This window comes from Gemmatirosa kalamazoonensis, from assembly GCF_000522985.1.
Classification (GTDB): domain Bacteria; phylum Gemmatimonadota; class Gemmatimonadetes; order Gemmatimonadales; family Gemmatimonadaceae; genus Gemmatirosa; species Gemmatirosa kalamazoonensis.
In genome coordinates, this window is the sequence record NZ_CP007130.1 from 435,712 (window position 1) to 452,156 (window position 16,445).

The following is a 16,445-nucleotide window of genomic DNA, read 5'->3' on the forward strand; positions in this document are numbered from 1 at the left end:
ACCCGCCGCGGCTACAGCAGCCGCAGCTCCTTCGCCCGCGCGAGCGCCTCCGTCCGGTGCCCCACGCCGAGCTTGGCGTACGCGTTCGCGACGTGACGCTTCACCGTCGCCTGGCTGATGGAGAGCTGATTTGCGATCTCCTGGTTGCGCAGCCCCGCCGCGATGAGACGCAGGACCTCGAGCTCGCGCGTCGTGAGCGCCTGGCCGGGCCCGACGTCCGCGATCGGTGCGGGAGCCGCTTCGGACGGCGCCGGCGCGTCGAACGCGGCGAGCAGCCGCCGAGTGTACTCGCCATCGCCGATGCCGCGGGCGGCCGCGTGGCGGAGCAGGTCGCGCATGCGCCGCCCTTCGTCGACGAACACGCGCAGGTAGCCCGCGGGCTCCGCCAGCGCGAGCGCGCGCTCCAGCGGACGGAGCGCGCCGCGCACGTCGCCGAGCGCGCGATGGGCGAGCGACTGCAGCGCGAGCGTCTCGATGACGCTTCCCGTGCGTCCGCCCGCCTCCGCCGCGTCCGTCAGGCGCTCGAGCAGCCGCACGGCGTCGTGCGCGGAAAGCTCGTCCGCGCCCGTCTCGTGTCGGGCGATGAGCACTCTCGCGAGCGTGACGTGCTCGAACTCGCGCGCGTACGCGAGATCGTCGCGCACCGTCAGGCCGCGCTGCGCGACCCACTCCATCGCCTCGGCCAGCCTTCCCTGCGAGAGCCAGACACGCGCCTTCATCGCGGCGATCGGGCGCACCCGCGGGATCGGGCTGCGGACGTCGTGCGACGCGGCCTCGTCGAGCAGCGCGAGCGCGCCCGACGGATCGCCGCACGACTCGCGCACGCGGGCCATCGCGGTGCACCACCGCTGCCGGTTGCCCGCGTGCGCGCGCTGCTCCGCCGACGCGGCGATCGTGCGCAGGTGGCCCAACGCCGCCTCCACGTCGCCGCGCTCGCGATGCAGCTCGCTGAGGCCGAGATGCAGCTCGTCCGTCTCGGCATGAGCGGTCGCGGTGTGCGCCGCCTGCCGCAGCCCGTCCTCGTAGATCGCCGCCGCCTCGCGAAGACGGCCCTGCGTCGCCCGCACGTCGCCGAGGACGAAGGTCCCGCGGATGGCGTCGAGCGCGTGGCCCGCCGCGCGCATGAGCGCGAGCGCGTCGGAGAACGTGCGGTAGGTCGCTTCGAGGTCGCCGTGCGCCCAGTGCGCGAGCGCGAGCAGCGCGGTGGCGGTCGCGCGCGCCGCGGCGTCGCCCGACGGTGTCAGGTCGAGCGCGCGCCGCGCGTGCTCCACGGTCCCGGGCACGTCGCCGCGCGCCTGCACGAGATAGACGCGCGCCGACGCGAGCTCGAAGGACAGCGTCCGGAATCGCGCCTCGTCGTCGACGATCATCTCCGCGCCGTTCGTCGCGGCGAGCCACCGCTCCACGTCCCGCAGCCTCGGCTCGGCCGCCTCCAGCTCGCCGCCGTTCAGCAGCGCCCACGCGTAGCCCATGCTCAGCACCGGCCTCGCGCGCACCACGGCGTCGGGGAGCGACTTCACCCGGCCCAGCCACTGCGCGGACTGGTAGCTCCGATCCTTCTCCGGCCACGCGGTTTCCAGCAGCCGCGCCGCGCGCTCCCAGTCCTCGGCGGCGAACGCGTGGCGAACGGCGTCGGCCGACGCGCCGGCGTGCTCGAACCACGCGCTCGCGCGGCGATGCGACGCACGCGCACGCTCGGGATCCTCGCGCATCGCGTGCGTCTGCAGCACGTCCGCGAAGAGATGATGATAGCGGAACCATTCGCGCCGATCGTCGAGCGCGACGACGAACAGGTTCCGCCGCTCCAGGCTCTCGAGCAGCGCCTGGGATCCGTGCTCGCCGGTGACGGTGTCGCACAGCGGGCCGCTGAGCCGGCTCAGGATCGCGGTGCCTAACAGGAACCGCCGCACGTGGTCGGGCTCCGTGCTCAACACCTCGTCGACGAGATAGTCGGCGACGAAACGGTGATCGCCGGAGAACCCGTCGACGAACGCGCGCACGTCCTCACGCCCCTGCATCGACAGCGCGGCGAGCTTGAGCCCCGCGATCCAGCCCTCGGTGCGCCGCTCGAGCGTCGTGGTGTCGGTCGTGGTGAGGCCCAGCGCCATCACTTCGTTGAGGTAGGCCGACACCTCGTCCGGCGTGAACCGCAGGTCGGCGGCGCGCAGCTCGGTCAGCTCGCCGCGCGCCCGCAGCCGCGCGAGCGGCAGCGGCGGCTCGGCGCGGCTGGCGACGACGACGTGCATCCGCGGCGGGAGATGATCGAGCAGGAACGCCACCGCGGCGTGGATGGGCGCGGCGTCGACGACGTGGTAGTCGTCGAGCACGAGCATGCAGTCGTCGTCGACGGCATCGACGTCGTTGATGAGCGACGTGAGGATCGTCTCGATCGCCGGCGGTCGGGGCGACTGCAGTTCCACGAGCGCGTGCCGGCCGACGGTCGGATCCACCTGCTGCAGCGCTCTCACGACGTACGCCCAGAACAGCGCGGGGTCGTTCTCGGTCGCGTCGAGCGACACCCAGCCGGCGCGGTCGGCCGACTCCGCGAGCCAGGCGGCGAGCAGCGTCGTCTTGCCGAAGCCCGCGGGCGCCACGACGAGCGTGAGCTTGCCCGCCGCGCCGTGCCGCAGCCGCCCGACCAGCCTGGGGCGCGCGACGAGATCGGCGCGCGACCGCGGCACGTAGAGCTTGGTCTCCAGCAGCCCCGGCGAGCGCTCCGGTGCGGCGCTGGACAGCAACGCGAGGCGTGCGGGACGGGACGGAGACACGCTCGGCCGGAGGAGAAGTGGCGAGGACTGGGCGGGGTGTCGAAGGGTGCAGGTGGGAGCGCGTCATCGCCAGAGGGCACGGCCGTTAGGCCGCATTCGCGCAGGTCCGCGCCACCGGTGCGCGACGCACGCGTGCCGACGCCGAGACCGCGAGCGCGACGACGATCAGCGCGGCCGCGACGCCGAACGTGACGCGCATGCCCGTGGCGACCGCGGCGGGCGGCGCCGTCGCCACGTCCGTCGCGCCCGAGGCGAGCGCGAACACGGCGCCCATGACGGACGCGCCGCTGACGAGGCCGAGGTTCCGCGACAGCGTGAGCAAGCCCGCGACGACGCCGCGCTGTCCGGCCTCCGCGTCCGCCATCACGGCCGTGTTGTTCGCGGTCTGGAACAGCGCGTAGCCGACGGTCACGATGGCGATCGGGCCGACCCAGCCGGGGATGCCTAACGCCACGGGCGACGCGCACGCGAGCGCGGCGCCGACCGCCATCGCGCCGAGTCCGACGAGCGTCGCCACGCGCGTGCCGAAGCGGTCGGCGGCGCGACCCGCGGGCACGCCGGCCGCCGCGGTGACGAGCGGACCGACCGACAGCGCGAGGCCGACGAGCGCCGGCGTCAGGCCGAGCGCACGCGAGAGGTGGAACGGCCCCACCACCAGCGTCGCCATCATCACCGTCGAGACGAGCGCGTTCGACACGAGTCTCGCGCCGAGCACCCGATCGCGCAGCATCGACGGGAACGCCGACCCGGCGCGGGCGAACGCGGTGCGGTCGGTCGTCCGCGTGCGTCCGACGGCGGGCAGGTGCCGGTACGCGAGCAGCAGCGCGACGATGCCTAACGGCACGTCGACGAGGAACAGCGCCCGCCAGCCCGCGCCGGCGATCAGCACGCCGCCGAGCGACGGACCGAGCGCGGTACCGAGCGCGGACATCGTGCCGAGCAGCCCCATCGCGCTGCCGGTGCGCGCGTCCGGCACCGTGTCGCGCACGAACGCGATGGTGAGCGCCATCATGACCGCCGCGCCGAGCCCCTGGGCGGCCCGCGCCGCGATCAGCGCCGGCAGCGTGGGCGCGAGGCCGCACAGCAGCGAGGCCGCGGTGAACGTGGCGATGCCGGCCAGCAGCAGCCGTCGCCGGCCGACGAGGTCACCGAGCCGCGCGACCCCGACGACGAGCGTCGTGACGGCCAGCAGGTACGCGACGACGACCCACTGCACGGCCTGGAACGATGCGCCGAACGCGCGGGCGAGCGTCGGCAGGCCGACGTTGGCGACGCTCGTGCCGAGCGCGGACAGCAGCGTGGACAGCGACAGGCTGGCGAGGGCCCAGCCGACGGCGGGAAACCGCTCCGCGCGCGGGGTGTCGACGAGTGTGTGCAAGGAGCCTCCGGGAGAGCGACTCCGGCAGTGGAGTCGTCCGCAGGGTAGGCCCGTCCGAGCCGAGGCGGAACGCGCACGAGTTGCACGTCATTCGTGCACGCGGCGCCACATCTCGCCGCGCGCGTGGTATGTTCGGCCGATGGCGCGCCCCGACCTCAACCTCCTCGTCACCCTCGACGTGCTGCTGACCGAGGGGAGCGTGGCCCGCGCCGCTCGGCGCCTGCGCCTCAGCCCCTCGGCCATGAGCCGCGCGCTCGCCCGGCTGCGCGCGACGACGGGCGACCCGCTGCTCGTGCGGGCCGGGCGAGGGCTCGTGCCGACGCCGCGGGCGCTGGAGCTCCGCGAGCGGGTGGGGCGAGTCGTGGAGGACGCCGCGGCGGTGCTGCGTCCCGCCGAGCGCCTCGAGCTCGCGAGCCTCGTTCGGACGTTCACGCTGCGCACGAGCGACGGGTTCGTGGAGAGCTTCGGCCCCGGACTCGTCGCCCGCGTCGTCGCGGAGGCGCCGGGCGTGCGCCTGCGCTTCGTGGGCAAGCCCGACAAGGAGAGCACGCCGCTCCGCGACGGCTCGGTCGACCTCGAGACCGGCGTGGTGGAGGAGTCGACCGGTCCCGAGCTGCGCGCGCGCGTGCTGTTCCACGACCGCTTCGTCGGCGCCGTGCGCGCCGGACACCCGCTGAGCGAGAGCGAGCCGACGGCGGAGCGCTACGCCGCCGGCGGGCACGTCGCCGTGTCGCGGCGCGGATCGGAGCGCGGGCTGATCGACGAGGCGCTGACCCCGTTAGGCATCGAGCGCCGCGTCGTCACCATCGTCGACGGCTTCGCGGCGGCGCTCGCCCTCGCCCGTGGATCCGATCTGATCGCGACGGTCCCCGAGCGGCACACCGGCGTTCTGCGCGCGGGCATGCACAGCTTCGCGCTGCCGTTCCCGTCGCCGGAGGTGACGGTGTCGCTGCTCTGGCATCCGCGGCTGCACGCCGACCCGGCGCACCGATGGCTGCGCGGTCTCGTGCTGGAGTGCTGCTCGGCGACCTGACGGGGCGGCACGCAGGTCAGCCCCTGCGTTCAAGCCGGCGAGCGTGGTGGATCGGTACCGTGAGGCGCGTTCCCGCCCCATCGCGCGCCACGCCGACCGAGGACCACCCCATGCCCTTCGCCGCCCGCCATCGTCGCGATCCCGTGCCGAGCATCGAGCCGCTGCCGGGACTCCTCGTGCGACGCGAGGACGACGCCGAGTTCATGGCGTCCATGCAGGGACGCACGCCGGAGGAGATGACGCGTCGCTTCGCGGCGGGCCATCGCGCCTACGTCGCGTGGCACGACGGCACGCCGGCGGCGTGGGGCTGGGTCGCGACGCGCAGCGCCGAGATCGGGGAGCTCGGCTCCAGCTTCGGCATCCCGAGCGGCGAACGCTATCTGTGGAACTTCGTCACGCTCGCGGCGCACCGCGGTCTCGGGATCTATCCGCGCCTGCTCGACGCGATCGTGCGCCACGAGTCGCGCGACACGTCGGACGCGTCGCCGGCCGAGCGGTTCTGGATCGCGTACGCGCCGGAGAACCACGCGTCCGGCGCCGGCATCCGGAAGGCGGGCTTCGTGAGCATCGCCGAGCTGTCGTTCGACGTCGCGGGCCGCGCGGCGCTGAAGGGGCTCGTGCCCGGCGGCGGCCGCATCGCGTCGCGCGTGCTCGGCCTCCCCGAGGCGCACGACGACCTCGCCCAGTGCTGGCGGTGCGTGCGCGCGGGACGCGGCGCCATGTCGTGCGCGCCGGGCAGCTGCCGGTGCGACTACCAGGTGCCGAAGTCCGGCTGCGCGGCCTGAGCGCGGCGTTCCGTTAGGCCATCCACCCCAACACGTCCCGGAGCCGCCGGCATGCGCCCGTCCGCACACCCCTATCTCCGCCCCGCCGCGCGCGTGGAGCGCTACGAGACCCTCGTCATCGGCGGTGGGCAGGCGGGGCTCGCCGTCGGCCATCATCTCGCCGCGCGCGACGCCGACTTCGTGATCCTCGACGCCGAGCGACGCACGGGCGACGCGTGGCGGCGGCGGTGGGACTCGCTGCGGCTGTTCACGCCCGCCGCGTACAGCGGGCTCCCCGGCATGGTCTTCCCCGCCCCGCCCACGCATCTCCCCGACAAGGACGAGGTGGCGGACTACATGGAGCGCTACGCGGAGCGGTTCGACCTGCCCATCCGCCACGCGACGCGCGTCGAGTCGCTCGCGTGGGACGGCGACCGCTACGTCGCGTACGCGGGGGACACGCGGTTCGAGGCCGACCACGTCGTGGTGGCGACCGGTCCGTTCCAGCGGCCCGTGGTGCCTAACGTCTCGACGCGGCTCTCGCCGGGCATCCACCAGCTCCACTCGAGCCAGTACCGCAGCCCGTTCGATCTGCCGGACGGCCCGGTGCTCGTCGTCGGCGCCGGCAACTCGGGTGCGCAGATCGCGCTCGAGCTGGCGCGGTTCCGGAAGGTGTGGCTCGCCGGACGCGACACGGGGCACCTCCCGCGCCGACTGTTAGGCCGCGACCTGTTCGACTGGATCTGGCCGATGATGACGCGCGCCACGCTCGACACGCGGCTCGGCCGCCGCCTGCGGGCGCGGGCGCGGAGCGGCGGCGACGCGCTGATCGGTATCCCGGAGCGCGCGCTGGTGGATGCGGGCGTCACGCGCGTCGGGCGCGTCACCGACGAGCGCGGGGGGCTCCCCGTGTGCGAGGGCACGGTGCTCGACCCGCGCGTCGTGGTGTGGTGCACCGGCTTCCTGCCGGACTACGACTGGATCGACCTGCCCATCTGCGACGAGGACGGGCGCCCGCGGCATCGGCGCGGCGTCGCGACGGACGCGCCGGGACTCTACTTCGTCGGACTGCGCTTCCAGCACCGCATGACCTCCTCGCTCGTCGGCGGCGTCGGCGCGGACGCGGCGTACGTCGCCCAACAGGTGCTGCGCGGCGTCGACCGCGCGGTCGTCGTCTGAGCGGGCGCGTTGTTCGTTCCGTCGCCGCGGGATAGAATCGGAGCGGCGACGAATCGGGAGCGCGCATGGGCAACGCAGGCGGCAGCGCGGCGCCGTATCGGGGGCACTTCGTGCCGTGGGACGGCGGCTGCATGGTGATCGGGCGTGGCGGCGCCGTGGTGCCGGTGCACGCGCACTACGCCATCCAGATCGCGTTCGGCCGCACGTCGGGCATCCGCTTCCGCACCGACGACGCCGAGGCGTGGATCGAGTACGGCGGCGCGATCATCCCCTCGCGGCAGCCGCACTCCATGGACGCGACCCACGTGCAGCCGAACGCGGTGCTGTTCGTCGAGCCGGAGACGCGCGAGGGGCGCGCGCTCGTCGAGCGCTTCCTGCGGGGCGGCATCGCGCACGTGCCCGACGCCGTGCTGACCGAGCTCGCGCCGCCGCTGTTCGCCGCATGGGAAGGAGCGTGGCAGGGGCGTGGAACGGAGCGCGACGTCGCCGACGCGGCGCGACGCGTCGTGCACGCGCTCATCGGCGGCGTGCCGCCGACGACGACCTCCGACGAGCGCATCCTGCGCGCGATCGCGTACATCAAGTCGCACCTCGACCGGCCGCTGACGCTCGACGAGGTCGCGAGCGAGGCGTGTCTGTCGCCGGGGCGCTTCCGGCACCTGTTCGTCGAGGAGACCGGCATGGGGCTGCGGCCGTACCTGCTGTGGCGCCGCTTCCTCCGCGTCTGGGAGCTGCTCATGCGCGGCGAGACGCTGTCGTCGGCCGCGCACGCGGCGGGGTTCGCGGACGCGGCGCATCTCACGCGCACGTCGCGCAGCACGTTCGGCTTCCCGCCGTCGGCGATGCAGATGCTCGGGCCCCTGCCGCGCGACGTCAGCCCCTTCGTTCAATCGGTGCCGGCGCGTCGGGCCTAACGTCAGGCTCACGACGGGCGCGCCGCTTCCGGACAGGCCGGGCGCCGCGCCGCGAACACCGAACCGCGAGGGATCCCATGACCAGCTCCACGACGTCGTGCGCGTGCACGTCCTGTCACGCGACCACCTGCGCCTGCGGCGCGACCGCCGGCGCCGCGCCCACCGACGCCGCGCGCTGCTGCTGCGGCAGCGCATGCGGCTGCGACGTGTGCGCCTGCCCGCCTAACTGCGGCTGCGCCGTGTGACGCCACGGGCTGCAGCGCACCGTCTCACGACAACGACAGCATAGCCCCTTCGTTCAAGGGCACAGCCGCTCCGTTCAATCGCGCGCGCCGCTGCGCCGGTAGCCTTGAGCCACGTCCACGCGACGTGGCTCTTCGCGCTTCCACCGACCTGCAGAGGCTCTCATGCGCACCCTTCGCACCGCTCTCGCCGCCGTGACGTCCGGGGCGCTGCTCACCGGCTGCATGCTGTTCGCGCGTCCGCCGAAGGATCTCGACTACTCGCGTACGCGCGCGAGCGAGGGCGGACGCTATCGCGCCACGATCCATCCCCAGGGCGACACCATCCCGCAGGGCAAGCTGCAGCGCTGGACGCTGCACGTGGAGACCGCCGCCGGCGCGCCGGTCGACAGCGCCGCGATCACCGTCGACGTCGGCATGCCGCAGCACGGCCACGGGCTGCCGACGAAGCCGCGCGTCACCCGCGCGTTAGGCCACGGCGACTACCTCGTCGAGGGGATGAAGTTCAACATGGGCGGCTGGTGGGTCGTCACGTTCCGCGTGCACGCCGACGCGGGCACGGACTCCGTGGTGTTCAACCTCAAGCTCTGAGGACCGCGCGATGACCCACCCGTCGCGCCGTGCGCTGAGCGCCGCGCTGATACTGCTCGCGCTCACCGCCATGGCCGCCGCCCGGTCGGCCGCGCCGCGGCGGCGTGGCTGGTCGGCCGAGCAGCGCACGCTGCTCCGGTCGCTCTCGCTCGCCAGCCTCGGCCCGCTGCCGGCCGATCCGTCGAACCGCTACGCCGACGACCCGCGCGCCGCCACGCTCGGCCGCGCCCTCTTCTTCGACGCGCGCCTGAGCGGGAACGGCACGGTGTCGTGCGCCACCTGCCACGTGCCGGCGACGGACTTCCAGGACGGCACGCCGCTCGGCCACGGCATGGGCACCACGGCGCGGCGCACGATGCCCGTCGCCGGCACGGCGCACGGCGCGTGGTTCTTCTGGGACGGCCGCGCCGACAGCCAGTGGGCGCAGGCGCTGGGCCCGCTGGAGAGCGCGGTGGAGCACGGCGGCAGCCGTGCGCAGTACGCCCACGTCGTCGCCGATCACTACCGACGTGAGTACGAGGCGGTGTTCGGCCCGCTGCCGCGGCTGGACGACGTCCCGGCGCACGCGGGCCCGGTCGCCGACACGGCGTGGCGCGCGGCGTGGGATCGCCTCGCGCCGACACGGCAGGACGACGTCAGCCGCGTGTACGCGAACGTCGGCAAGGCGATCGCGGCGTTCGAGCGGCGCGTGGAGCTCCCGCCGACGCGCTTCGATCGGTACGTGGACGACGAGCTCGCGGGTCGCGCGCGCACGCCGGAATCGACGCTGAGCGCGGACGAGGAGCAGGGGCTGCGGCTGTTCCTCGGCCAGGCGAGCTGCGTGAACTGTCACAACGGGCCGCGCTTCACCGACGACCACTTCCACAACACCGGCGTGCCGCTGCCGAAGGTCGCGCTGCCGTTCGACAGCGGCCGCATCGTCGGCGTGCGGCAGGCGGTGGCGGGAGAGTTCAACTGCACGAGCCGCTACAGCGACGCGCAGGTGGACGACTGCGCCGAGCTGCGGTTCGCGATCACCGAGGGCGAGGCGCTGGTGCGCGCGTACAAGACGCCGTCGCTGCGCGGCGTGGCCGAGCGCGCGCCGTACATGCACGCGGGGCAGCTCGCGACATTGTCCGAGGTGGTCGCGCACTACGACCGCGCGCCGCGCGCGCCGGCCGGGCACAGCGAGCTCAAGCCGCTGCGGCTCTCGCCCACCGAGCGCCGCCAGATCGAGGCGTTCCTCCGAACGCTCTCGGAGCGTTAGGCACCGCGCCTAACGCTCCGGGCGCGTGCGTCAGCTCCCCGGCGTCCCGAAGCCGACGCTGCCGCCGCCGGTCTGCTCCGGCGTGACCTGCCGCACGCGCGGCGGCCGCCCGAAGTTGTACTGGTAGCCGAGGAAGACGACGCGCGACTGCGGGTTCCGCTCGGTGAGCTGCAGCACCTTGCCGTCGCTCGTCTTGATGCGGAACCGCACCATCTCGAACGGATCGGCCACGCGCAGCAGCACGGCGCCCCGGTCGCCCTGGATCTTCCGGCGCAGCGCGACGTTCGCGACCTGCTGCGCGCCGTACTCGCCGCGCTCGATCTTCAGCGGCGCGCGGTAGTTGTACGCCGCCTGGATGGTGAGCGTCCGCGTCACCTCCGACGTCACGTTGATGCGGCCCATCCAGCCGATCGCGTTCGAGCCCACGGCGCTCGTCGAGCCGCCGTCCGTCACCTGCTTGAAGAGGCCGAAGTTCGTGAGTGCCGTGAACCGCGGCGAGAGCCGCAGCTGTCCGGTGAGGTCCGAGCCCCACGAGTCGCTGTGCGCGAGGTTCCGGAAGCTGATCGACGTCACCTCGCGCGTGTCGAGCGTGTCGGTGGTGTTGATGTCGATGCGGATGATGTTCGTCGTGCGCCGGTAGAACGGCGAGATCTGCAGCATCCCCTTCGATCCCGTCTTCGTCAGCCCGAGCTCCATCGCGTCGGTGTACTCGGGGCGCAGGTCGGGGTTGCCGAAGAACACGTTGTCGGCGTCGAAGTAGTTCGGGAACGGGTTCAGCTCCTGCGTCCCCGGCCGGCGGATGCGGCGCGAGTAGCTCGACTTCAGCGTCGTGTTCGGGGCGAGCGTGTACGACGCGACCGCGCTCGGGAACAGGCTCGCGTAGTCGTACGGGTAGCGCTGCGTCGCGAGGCTGAACGTGCGGTTCGCGTACTCGCCGCGCAGCCCGGCCTGCAGATCCCACTTCTTCACGCCCTGACTCAACACCGCGTACACGGCGTGCACCCCCTCGTCGAACGCGAGCACGTTGCTCAGCGGGCTCGGGGCCCACGTGCCGGTGCCCGTCGGGTCGACGGTGACGGCGTAGTCGCGGTCGATCCACCGGACGTTGCTCTTCCATCCCGCCTCGAGCTTCGTGCGGCGCTTGGCGAACGCCTTCAGGTAGTCCACCTGGGCGGTGAGCTGCTGCGTCACCGCGTCGTTGCGCTCGATCTTCCCGTCGCGATAGCTCGTGCCCGACAGACGGCGCTCGTCGTTCGCGTCCTCGTCGTGCGAGCGGTTGAAGCGCAGCTCCGTGGAGATCTCGTGGACGCGCGGCGCGAGCGTGCGCTTCAGCGCGACGTCGTAGTCGAACATGGTCCCGGTGGCGTCCGCTTCCCTCGGCCGCACGTACTGGTCGAGCGTGGCGCCGGCGCCGCTGAGCAGCGTCTGCGTCGTCGTCGACGCCTCGCCGGAGCCGCGGTGGCTCAGGATCAGCGCGTTCGACAGCACGTCGCGCGGCGAGAGCTTGTAGTCGACCGTCGCGTTCAGGTTCTGACCGCGCTGGCGCGGGCGCAGCAGGATGTCCTGGCCGGTGATGCTCTGCAGCGCGTTCGTCGCGTCGAAGCGCTCGCGGTCGTTCACGCCGACGGCGGTGCGGTGGTCGGACACCAGGCCGACGCCGACGAACGTGCTCCACGGCCCGCTCTGGTAGCCGAGGTTCCCGGAGCCGTTGTAGCGGTCCGCGTCGGACACCGCCGTGTTCACCGCGCCGCTGAGGCCGAGGTCGACGTTCGACTTCAGCGCGACGTTGATGATCCCCGCCATCCCCTCCGGATCGTACTTGGCGGACGGGTTGGGGATGACCTCGATGCGGTCGATGACGTTGGCGGACAGCGTCTTCAGGTACGCGGCGAGCTGCGCGCCGCGCATCGGCGTCGGACGCCCGTTGATCTGCACGACGACGTTCTCGTTGCCGCGCAGGCTCACCTTGCCGTCCATGTCGACCTGCACCGAGGGCACGTGCTCGAGCAGCTCGCTCGCGTTCGCCGCGCCGGGCGCGAGGTCCTTCGCGCGATACGCGTTCCGATCCGGCTCCGTGACGACGGCCGCGCGCTCCTCCTTCACCGTCACCCCGGAGAGCGTCACGGCCACGGGCGCGAGCTTCGCCACGCCGAGGTCGAGGACCGGCGTGGTGGGCGGCAGCGTGACGTCCTGGATGACTGGCGCGTATCCGATGTAGGCGACGCGGATCGAGAACCGTCCCGGCCGCAGGCCGGTGATGCGGAACGCGCCGTCCCGGCCGGCGAGCGCGCCGGCGACCGTGAGCCCGTTCGCCTTCAGGCGGAGCGTGACCGAGGCCTGCGGGATCGGCGTGTTCGCGGTGTCGACGATCCGGCCGCGGATCTCGAACGACGGCGGCGGGCCGGCCGGCGGTGTACCGCCCGACGGCGCGGGCGTCTGCGCGGCGGCGGTGCCGGGGCGCAGCGCGAGGGACGACGCCAGCAGCGCGGCGGCGAGGAGTCGGGGTTGCGGCATGGGGGGACGGAGACGGGTGCGGGGTCGGCGCGGTGCAGACCGCAGAGTACTTCAAGCCACAAAGTACGGCCCCCCTCCGCCCCCGGTTTCAACCCGACGACCGCCGCCCCGAGAGCAGCAGCCGGATCGCCCAGCCGCAGAGCACCGCGCTCAGCACCGTGAGCGCGAGGAACCCCGGATCGGACGCCAGACGCGGCGCCTCCGCCGCCATGCGCCACACGTGGGCGACGACGATGAGGCCGAAGATGACGCCGGTGACGAGCAGGTACGCGCGCACGAGCCGCTCCCGCGTGAAGGGTGACGTGAAGCGTGACGTGACGGGTGAGCCTTACGACGCCAGCGGGTGTCCGATCTCCCAGTCGTGGCCGAACGGGTCGCGCACGCGTCCGAGCCGCCACCCGTAGTCCTCCTTCACCGCCACGATCTCGCGCGCGCCCGCCGCGACCGCGCGCGCCACCGATGCATCCGGATCGGCGACGGTGAGGATCATCCGCACCGTGCCGCCGCCGAGCGACTCCGGGCTGTAGTTCGCGTGCGCCGGCGACTCGTCGCTCACCCAGAACTCGGCGCCGTCCACCGACAGGCGCGCGACGACCGCGCCGTCGGGCGACTCGATGCGGAACCGCTCCGCGGCGCCGAACGCGCGCACGTAGAACTCCACCGCCTGCGCGCCGCGCCGGACCGACAGCATCGGCGCGAGCGACGTGCGGACCGGCACCGTCGTCGTCGACATGCGCTCCTCTCCGGGTGAGTGCCTAACGCGACGCGCCGAGCCGGCGCAGGTACGCGCGGTCGAGCCGCGCGGCGATGGCGATGGCCGCGACCCACGCGGCGACCGTCGCCGCCGTGCGCACGAGCGCCGCCGCGGCGTCGAGCCGCGCGTCGCGCAGCAGGTGCGTGAGATAGGCGACGACGAACAGCGCGCCCCACGCGGTGAGCAGGCGCGCCGGCTCGCGCTCGAGCCGCACGCACAGCGGCTCGACGTCGAGCTCCCACGCGGCGACGGCGACGACGACGAGCGCCATCGACAGGTGCGCGGCGGGACGGTACCACGGCGACAGGGACACGCCGTCCACGTCGCCGCCGCGCTGCAGGTGCGCGACGAGCTGCAGCGCGATCGCCACCAGCGTGGACGCGAGCAGCGACGCGGCGACCTTCGCCGCGTACAGGGCGCGCCGTCCCGCGCCGTGCGCGCGTCGAAGCTCCGCGGCCACCGTGTCGGCGTCGCCGAAGCGCGCGAGCGCGGCGCGCACCGCATCGGGCGCGCCGTCGGCGGCTGCGATCGCGTCGTCGAAGTGCGCGACGAGCTCGCGCCGGAGGTCGTCGCGCGCCTGCGCGCTCGCGAGCCCCGCGTCGCGCACGAGACGCTCGACGAGCGCGTCGATCTCCTCGCGGCCGGCGGGCATGCGCCTCACGCGGGGTCGGGGCCGCCGAGGATCGCGCGCATCGCGGCGGAGATCGCCTCCCACTGTCGCCGCTTCGACGCGGCCTGGCGACGCCCCTTCGCGGTGAGGCTGTAGTACTTCCGCGCCCGGCCCGTGTCTCCCTGCCGCCACTGCGCGGTGACGTACCCGGCGCGCTCCATGGCGTGCAGCGCGGGATAGATGGTGCCTTCCTTGAGCTGGAACTGGCGTGCGCTGCGGCGCTCGGCTTCCTGCAGCAGCTCGTACGCGTACATCGGCCGCTCGCCGAGCAGCGAGAGGATCAGCACGCCGACGGTGCCGGTGAGGAACTCGCGGTCGTAGTCCATGCGTGGCCTTGGCGAGCAAGGTACGAAGCCTTGCTCACCAAGGCAAGAGCGCTCAGGGCGGGCTCACGGCGACGTGCGCAGCCGCCAGCCGCTGGAGTCGCGCACGAGCGTGGCGAGCGACGTCGCGTCGGACTTGAGGTGGTCGCGCACGCCGTTCAGCGTGATCTCGATCCGGCTCTGCACCGTGGCCGCGATGACGTCGCCGTCGAACTTCGTGTCGAGCACCGTCAGGCGCGCGTCGATGCGCTTCGCGTTGTGGAACACTTTCGCCCACTGCGCGCGCTCCTTCTCCGGCATGTACGGCACCGCGCGGCTCAGCGCCGCGAGGTCCCGCGTCGACAGCGCGATCGCGAACGCGTCGACGGCCTGCTGCGCATCGCGGCGCGCCTCGGCGACGCGCGCGGCATCGGGTCGGCTCGCCGCCGAGGCCGTGTCGTCGCGGCCGCGGCGCCACAGCGACTCGGCCGCGGCCGCGAACTCCTCGTTGCGGACGACGGCCTTCGACGACGGCGACGGCGCCTCGAGATGCAGATCGGGAATCGTCCCGTCGACCCGCGGCGCGCCGGCGAGCATCGAGTCGAGGTGCGAGGACAGCACCGACGCGCGCGACGTGTCCTCGGTGCTCGCCGCGGTTCTGTCCGCGGCGGCTTCCGCGACATGGTCCGGCGCGCGCGGCGACGAATCGACGGCCACCTTGTCGCGCGCGACGGCCGCCTGCACGCGCGGCGAGGCGTCCGCGGCGGGCCGCGCGCTCGGCGTCGCCCGCAGGGCGAGCGTTCCCGCCGCGACGGCGGAGATCTCGCGCGGCGCCGGCTCGGGCGAGCCGGCACCCCGCAGCGCCGCCGTCGCGACGATGAGCACGCCCGCGCTCACCAGTGCCGCCGCGAGGCGCCGCCGCGCGAGCGGTGCGAGCACGTCGCTCCAGCGGCGCTCGGCGTCGACATCGCCGGACACGTCGGACGTCACCGCCGCGGCGGTCGGCCGATTCGGCCACTCATCGAGCTCGGTCCACGGCACCTGCGCGGCGAGCGCCGCCTCGGTCATCCAGCGCGGCGTGTCGGCGTCGATCGACAGCTCGAGGATCGCCGGCGACGGCAACGGCTCGGGCTCGGCTGCCGACATCGGCATCGGATCCTCGGCCGCGACGAACTGCTCCCAGAGCGCCTTCACGCTCGGGGGACGCAGCTGCGGGTCGGCCGACCGCGCGGCGGCGAGCACCTCGGCCGTGGTACGGGCGTCCGGCGCGGAGTCGGCGCCGCGCGCGGCCCTGCGACGCCGCCCGCCGCGACGTGGCGGCTCGGACACGTCGCTGACCGACGGCGGGGGCGCCTGGTCGCGGGCGAACTGCAGCAGCGACGCGAGCGAGAAGACGTCGGACCGCGCGTCGAGCGCCCTCCCGGCGACGTACTCGGGGCTCAGGAACGGCAGCTCGTGCGGCGCGAACGTGCGCCCGATCGCGTCGGTGCCGATGCCGAGCACGCTCACCGACTCGTCGCGCCGGTCGGCCGACCACTCGAGCAGGATGCTGTCCGGCGTGAGGCCGCCGTGGAACAGCCCCAGCGCGTGCGCCTCCTCGAGCGCGTCGACGACGAGCTTCCCGATGCGCATCAGCCGCTCGGGCTCGAGTCGTCCGAACTGCGTCACGATCTCGCGGAGCGTCGGGCCGCGGCGGTGCTCGATGGCGAAGAAGACGCGCCCGCTCGACGTGCGGCCCCACGGATCCACCGTCGGGAAGGACGGATGCGCGAGTCGTCGCGCCAGATCCAGCTCGTCCGTGACACGCTGCACCGAAGCGGGGTCCTGCATCGCGGCTGGTCGCAGCACGTACAGCACGCGCGGTGCACCGGTCGGCAGGTGGAACGCGTGCATGACGTCGGCACCGGGATAGCGCGTCAGGAGCGCCTGCAGCTCGTACTCGCCGACGTAGCGCGGGGGACCCCGCCGTTCGAGGGTCACGTCCGGCGGGCCGAAGCCGGGTTCCGCCACCTGCCATGTCTCGGTCTGCTCGTACATTGCGCCCTCCGCATCCCGCGTCAGCGTCCCGCGTCAGCCGTCCGCGACGCCAG

Annotated in this window: 15 protein-coding genes; 6 read left to right on the plus strand and 9 right to left on the minus strand. The window is 73.7% G+C overall.

Features of this window, described 5'->3' with window-relative positions:
* Window positions 1-11 precede the first annotated feature (11 nt).
* Both J421_RS34570 and J421_RS29680 read right to left on the minus strand, forming a co-directional pair.
* Window positions 12-2,738: a winged helix-turn-helix domain-containing protein gene (locus J421_RS34570; protein WP_025414762.1), complete on the minus strand. Its 2,727-nt coding sequence runs from the start codon at window positions 2,736-2,738 to the stop codon at window positions 12-14.
* Window positions 2,739-2,853: 115 nt separating this feature from the next.
* A complete protein-coding gene (locus tag J421_RS29680; protein WP_025414763.1) occupies window positions 2,854-4,146 on the minus strand; it encodes an MFS transporter in 1,293 nt (430 codons plus the stop codon).
* 139 nt (window positions 4,147-4,285) lie between these two features.
* Here J421_RS29680 and J421_RS29685 point away from each other — a divergent pair, with 139 nt between their 5' ends.
* From J421_RS29685 to J421_RS29700, 4 genes are all read left to right on the plus strand, one after another.
* Window positions 4,286-5,179 carry a LysR family transcriptional regulator gene (locus tag J421_RS29685; protein WP_025414764.1) on the plus strand — a complete coding sequence of 298 codons (894 nt, stop codon included), beginning with the start codon at window positions 4,286-4,288 and terminating at the stop codon, window positions 5,177-5,179.
* A gap of 110 nt (window positions 5,180-5,289) precedes the next feature.
* Window positions 5,290-5,964 carry a GNAT family N-acetyltransferase gene (locus J421_RS29690; RefSeq protein ID WP_025414765.1) on the plus strand — a complete coding sequence of 225 codons (675 nt, stop codon included), beginning with the start codon at window positions 5,290-5,292 and terminating at the stop codon, window positions 5,962-5,964.
* A gap of 51 nt (window positions 5,965-6,015) precedes the next feature.
* Window positions 6,016-7,122 carry a flavin-containing monooxygenase gene (locus tag J421_RS29695; RefSeq protein WP_104023495.1) on the plus strand — a complete coding sequence of 369 codons (1,107 nt, stop codon included), beginning with the start codon at window positions 6,016-6,018 and terminating at the stop codon, window positions 7,120-7,122.
* 65 nt (window positions 7,123-7,187) lie between these two features.
* Window positions 7,188-8,036 (plus strand): helix-turn-helix domain-containing protein, encoded by an 849-nt coding sequence (locus J421_RS29700; RefSeq protein WP_025414767.1) that lies wholly within the window; start codon window positions 7,188-7,190, stop codon window positions 8,034-8,036.
* 115 nt (window positions 8,037-8,151) lie between these two features.
* Here the strand turns inward: J421_RS29700 and J421_RS33275 are convergent, their stop codons facing one another.
* A complete protein-coding gene (locus tag J421_RS33275) occupies window positions 8,152-8,301 on the minus strand; it encodes a hypothetical protein (RefSeq protein WP_158508987.1) in 150 nt (49 codons plus the stop codon).
* A gap of 142 nt (window positions 8,302-8,443) precedes the next feature.
* On the opposite strand from J421_RS33275, the gene J421_RS29705 reads away from it, so the two are divergent.
* Together J421_RS29705 and J421_RS29710 are read left to right on the plus strand one after the other, a co-directional pair.
* The gene (locus tag J421_RS29705; RefSeq protein WP_025414768.1) at window positions 8,444-8,869 is read left to right on the plus strand and encodes a FixH family protein; all 426 of its coding nucleotides are present in this window, start codon (window positions 8,444-8,446) and stop codon (window positions 8,867-8,869) included.
* Window positions 8,870-8,879: 10 nt separating this feature from the next.
* The gene (locus tag J421_RS29710; RefSeq protein WP_169738660.1) at window positions 8,880-10,115 is read left to right on the plus strand and encodes a cytochrome-c peroxidase; all 1,236 of its coding nucleotides are present in this window, start codon (window positions 8,880-8,882) and stop codon (window positions 10,113-10,115) included.
* A gap of 30 nt (window positions 10,116-10,145) precedes the next feature.
* On the opposite strand, the gene J421_RS29715 is transcribed toward J421_RS29710, so the two are convergent.
* The 6 genes from J421_RS29715 to J421_RS29740 all read right to left on the minus strand — a co-directional run bounded on the left by J421_RS29715 (window position 10,146) and on the right by J421_RS29740 (window position 16,392).
* Entirely contained in the window at window positions 10,146-12,629 is a 2,484-nt protein-coding gene (locus tag J421_RS29715; protein WP_025414770.1) for a TonB-dependent receptor domain-containing protein, read from the minus strand.
* An 88-nt stretch (window positions 12,630-12,717) separates the two neighbouring features.
* Window positions 12,718-12,906: a hypothetical protein gene (locus J421_RS29720; protein ID WP_025414771.1), complete on the minus strand. Its 189-nt coding sequence runs from the start codon at window positions 12,904-12,906 to the stop codon at window positions 12,718-12,720.
* Window positions 12,907-12,957: 51 nt separating this feature from the next.
* Window positions 12,958-13,362, minus strand: coding sequence for a VOC family protein (locus J421_RS29725; RefSeq protein ID WP_025414772.1), 405 nt, complete (start codon window positions 13,360-13,362; stop codon window positions 12,958-12,960).
* A gap of 22 nt (window positions 13,363-13,384) precedes the next feature.
* The gene (locus tag J421_RS29730; RefSeq protein WP_025414773.1) at window positions 13,385-14,035 is read right to left on the minus strand and encodes an HAAS signaling domain-containing protein; all 651 of its coding nucleotides are present in this window, start codon (window positions 14,033-14,035) and stop codon (window positions 13,385-13,387) included.
* A 5-nt stretch (window positions 14,036-14,040) separates the two neighbouring features.
* Complete coding sequence (locus J421_RS29735) at window positions 14,041-14,379, minus strand: PadR family transcriptional regulator (RefSeq protein WP_025414774.1); 339 nt, start codon at window positions 14,377-14,379, stop codon at window positions 14,041-14,043.
* A gap of 63 nt (window positions 14,380-14,442) precedes the next feature.
* On the minus strand, window positions 14,443-16,392 hold the full coding sequence (locus J421_RS29740; protein WP_025414775.1) for a serine/threonine protein kinase: 1,950 nt from the start codon (window positions 16,390-16,392) through the stop codon (window positions 14,443-14,445).
* Between the last annotated feature and the right edge of the window lie 53 nt (window positions 16,393-16,445).

What these genes read in the sequence shown, in the direction of transcription:
- J421_RS29685 (WP_025414764.1), top strand. Translation starts at nt 4,286, where the DNA reads ATGGCGCGCCCCGACCTCAACCTCCTCGTCACCCTCGACGTGCTGCTG.
- J421_RS29690 (WP_025414765.1), top strand. Translation starts at nt 5,290, where the DNA reads ATGCCCTTCGCCGCCCGCCATCGTCGCGATCCCGTGCCGAGCATCGAG.
- J421_RS29695 (WP_104023495.1), top strand. Translation starts at nt 6,016, where the DNA reads ATGCGCCCGTCCGCACACCCCTATCTCCGCCCCGCCGCGCGCGTGGAG.
- J421_RS29700 (WP_025414767.1), top strand. Translation starts at nt 7,188, where the DNA reads ATGGGCAACGCAGGCGGCAGCGCGGCGCCGTATCGGGGGCACTTCGTG.
- J421_RS29705 (WP_025414768.1), top strand. Translation starts at nt 8,444, where the DNA reads ATGCGCACCCTTCGCACCGCTCTCGCCGCCGTGACGTCCGGGGCGCTG.
- J421_RS29710 (WP_169738660.1), top strand. Translation starts at nt 8,880, where the DNA reads ATGACCCACCCGTCGCGCCGTGCGCTGAGCGCCGCGCTGATACTGCTC.
- J421_RS29715 (WP_025414770.1), bottom strand. Translation starts at nt 12,629, where the DNA reads ATGCCGCAACCCCGACTCCTCGCCGCCGCGCTGCTGGCGTCGTCCCTC.
- J421_RS29725 (WP_025414772.1), bottom strand. Translation starts at nt 13,362, where the DNA reads ATGTCGACGACGACGGTGCCGGTCCGCACGTCGCTCGCGCCGATGCTG.
- J421_RS29730 (WP_025414773.1), bottom strand. Translation starts at nt 14,035, where the DNA reads ATGCCCGCCGGCCGCGAGGAGATCGACGCGCTCGTCGAGCGTCTCGTG.
- J421_RS29735 (WP_025414774.1), bottom strand. Translation starts at nt 14,379, where the DNA reads ATGGACTACGACCGCGAGTTCCTCACCGGCACCGTCGGCGTGCTGATC.
- J421_RS29740 (WP_025414775.1), bottom strand. Translation starts at nt 16,392, where the DNA reads ATGTACGAGCAGACCGAGACATGGCAGGTGGCGGAACCCGGCTTCGGC.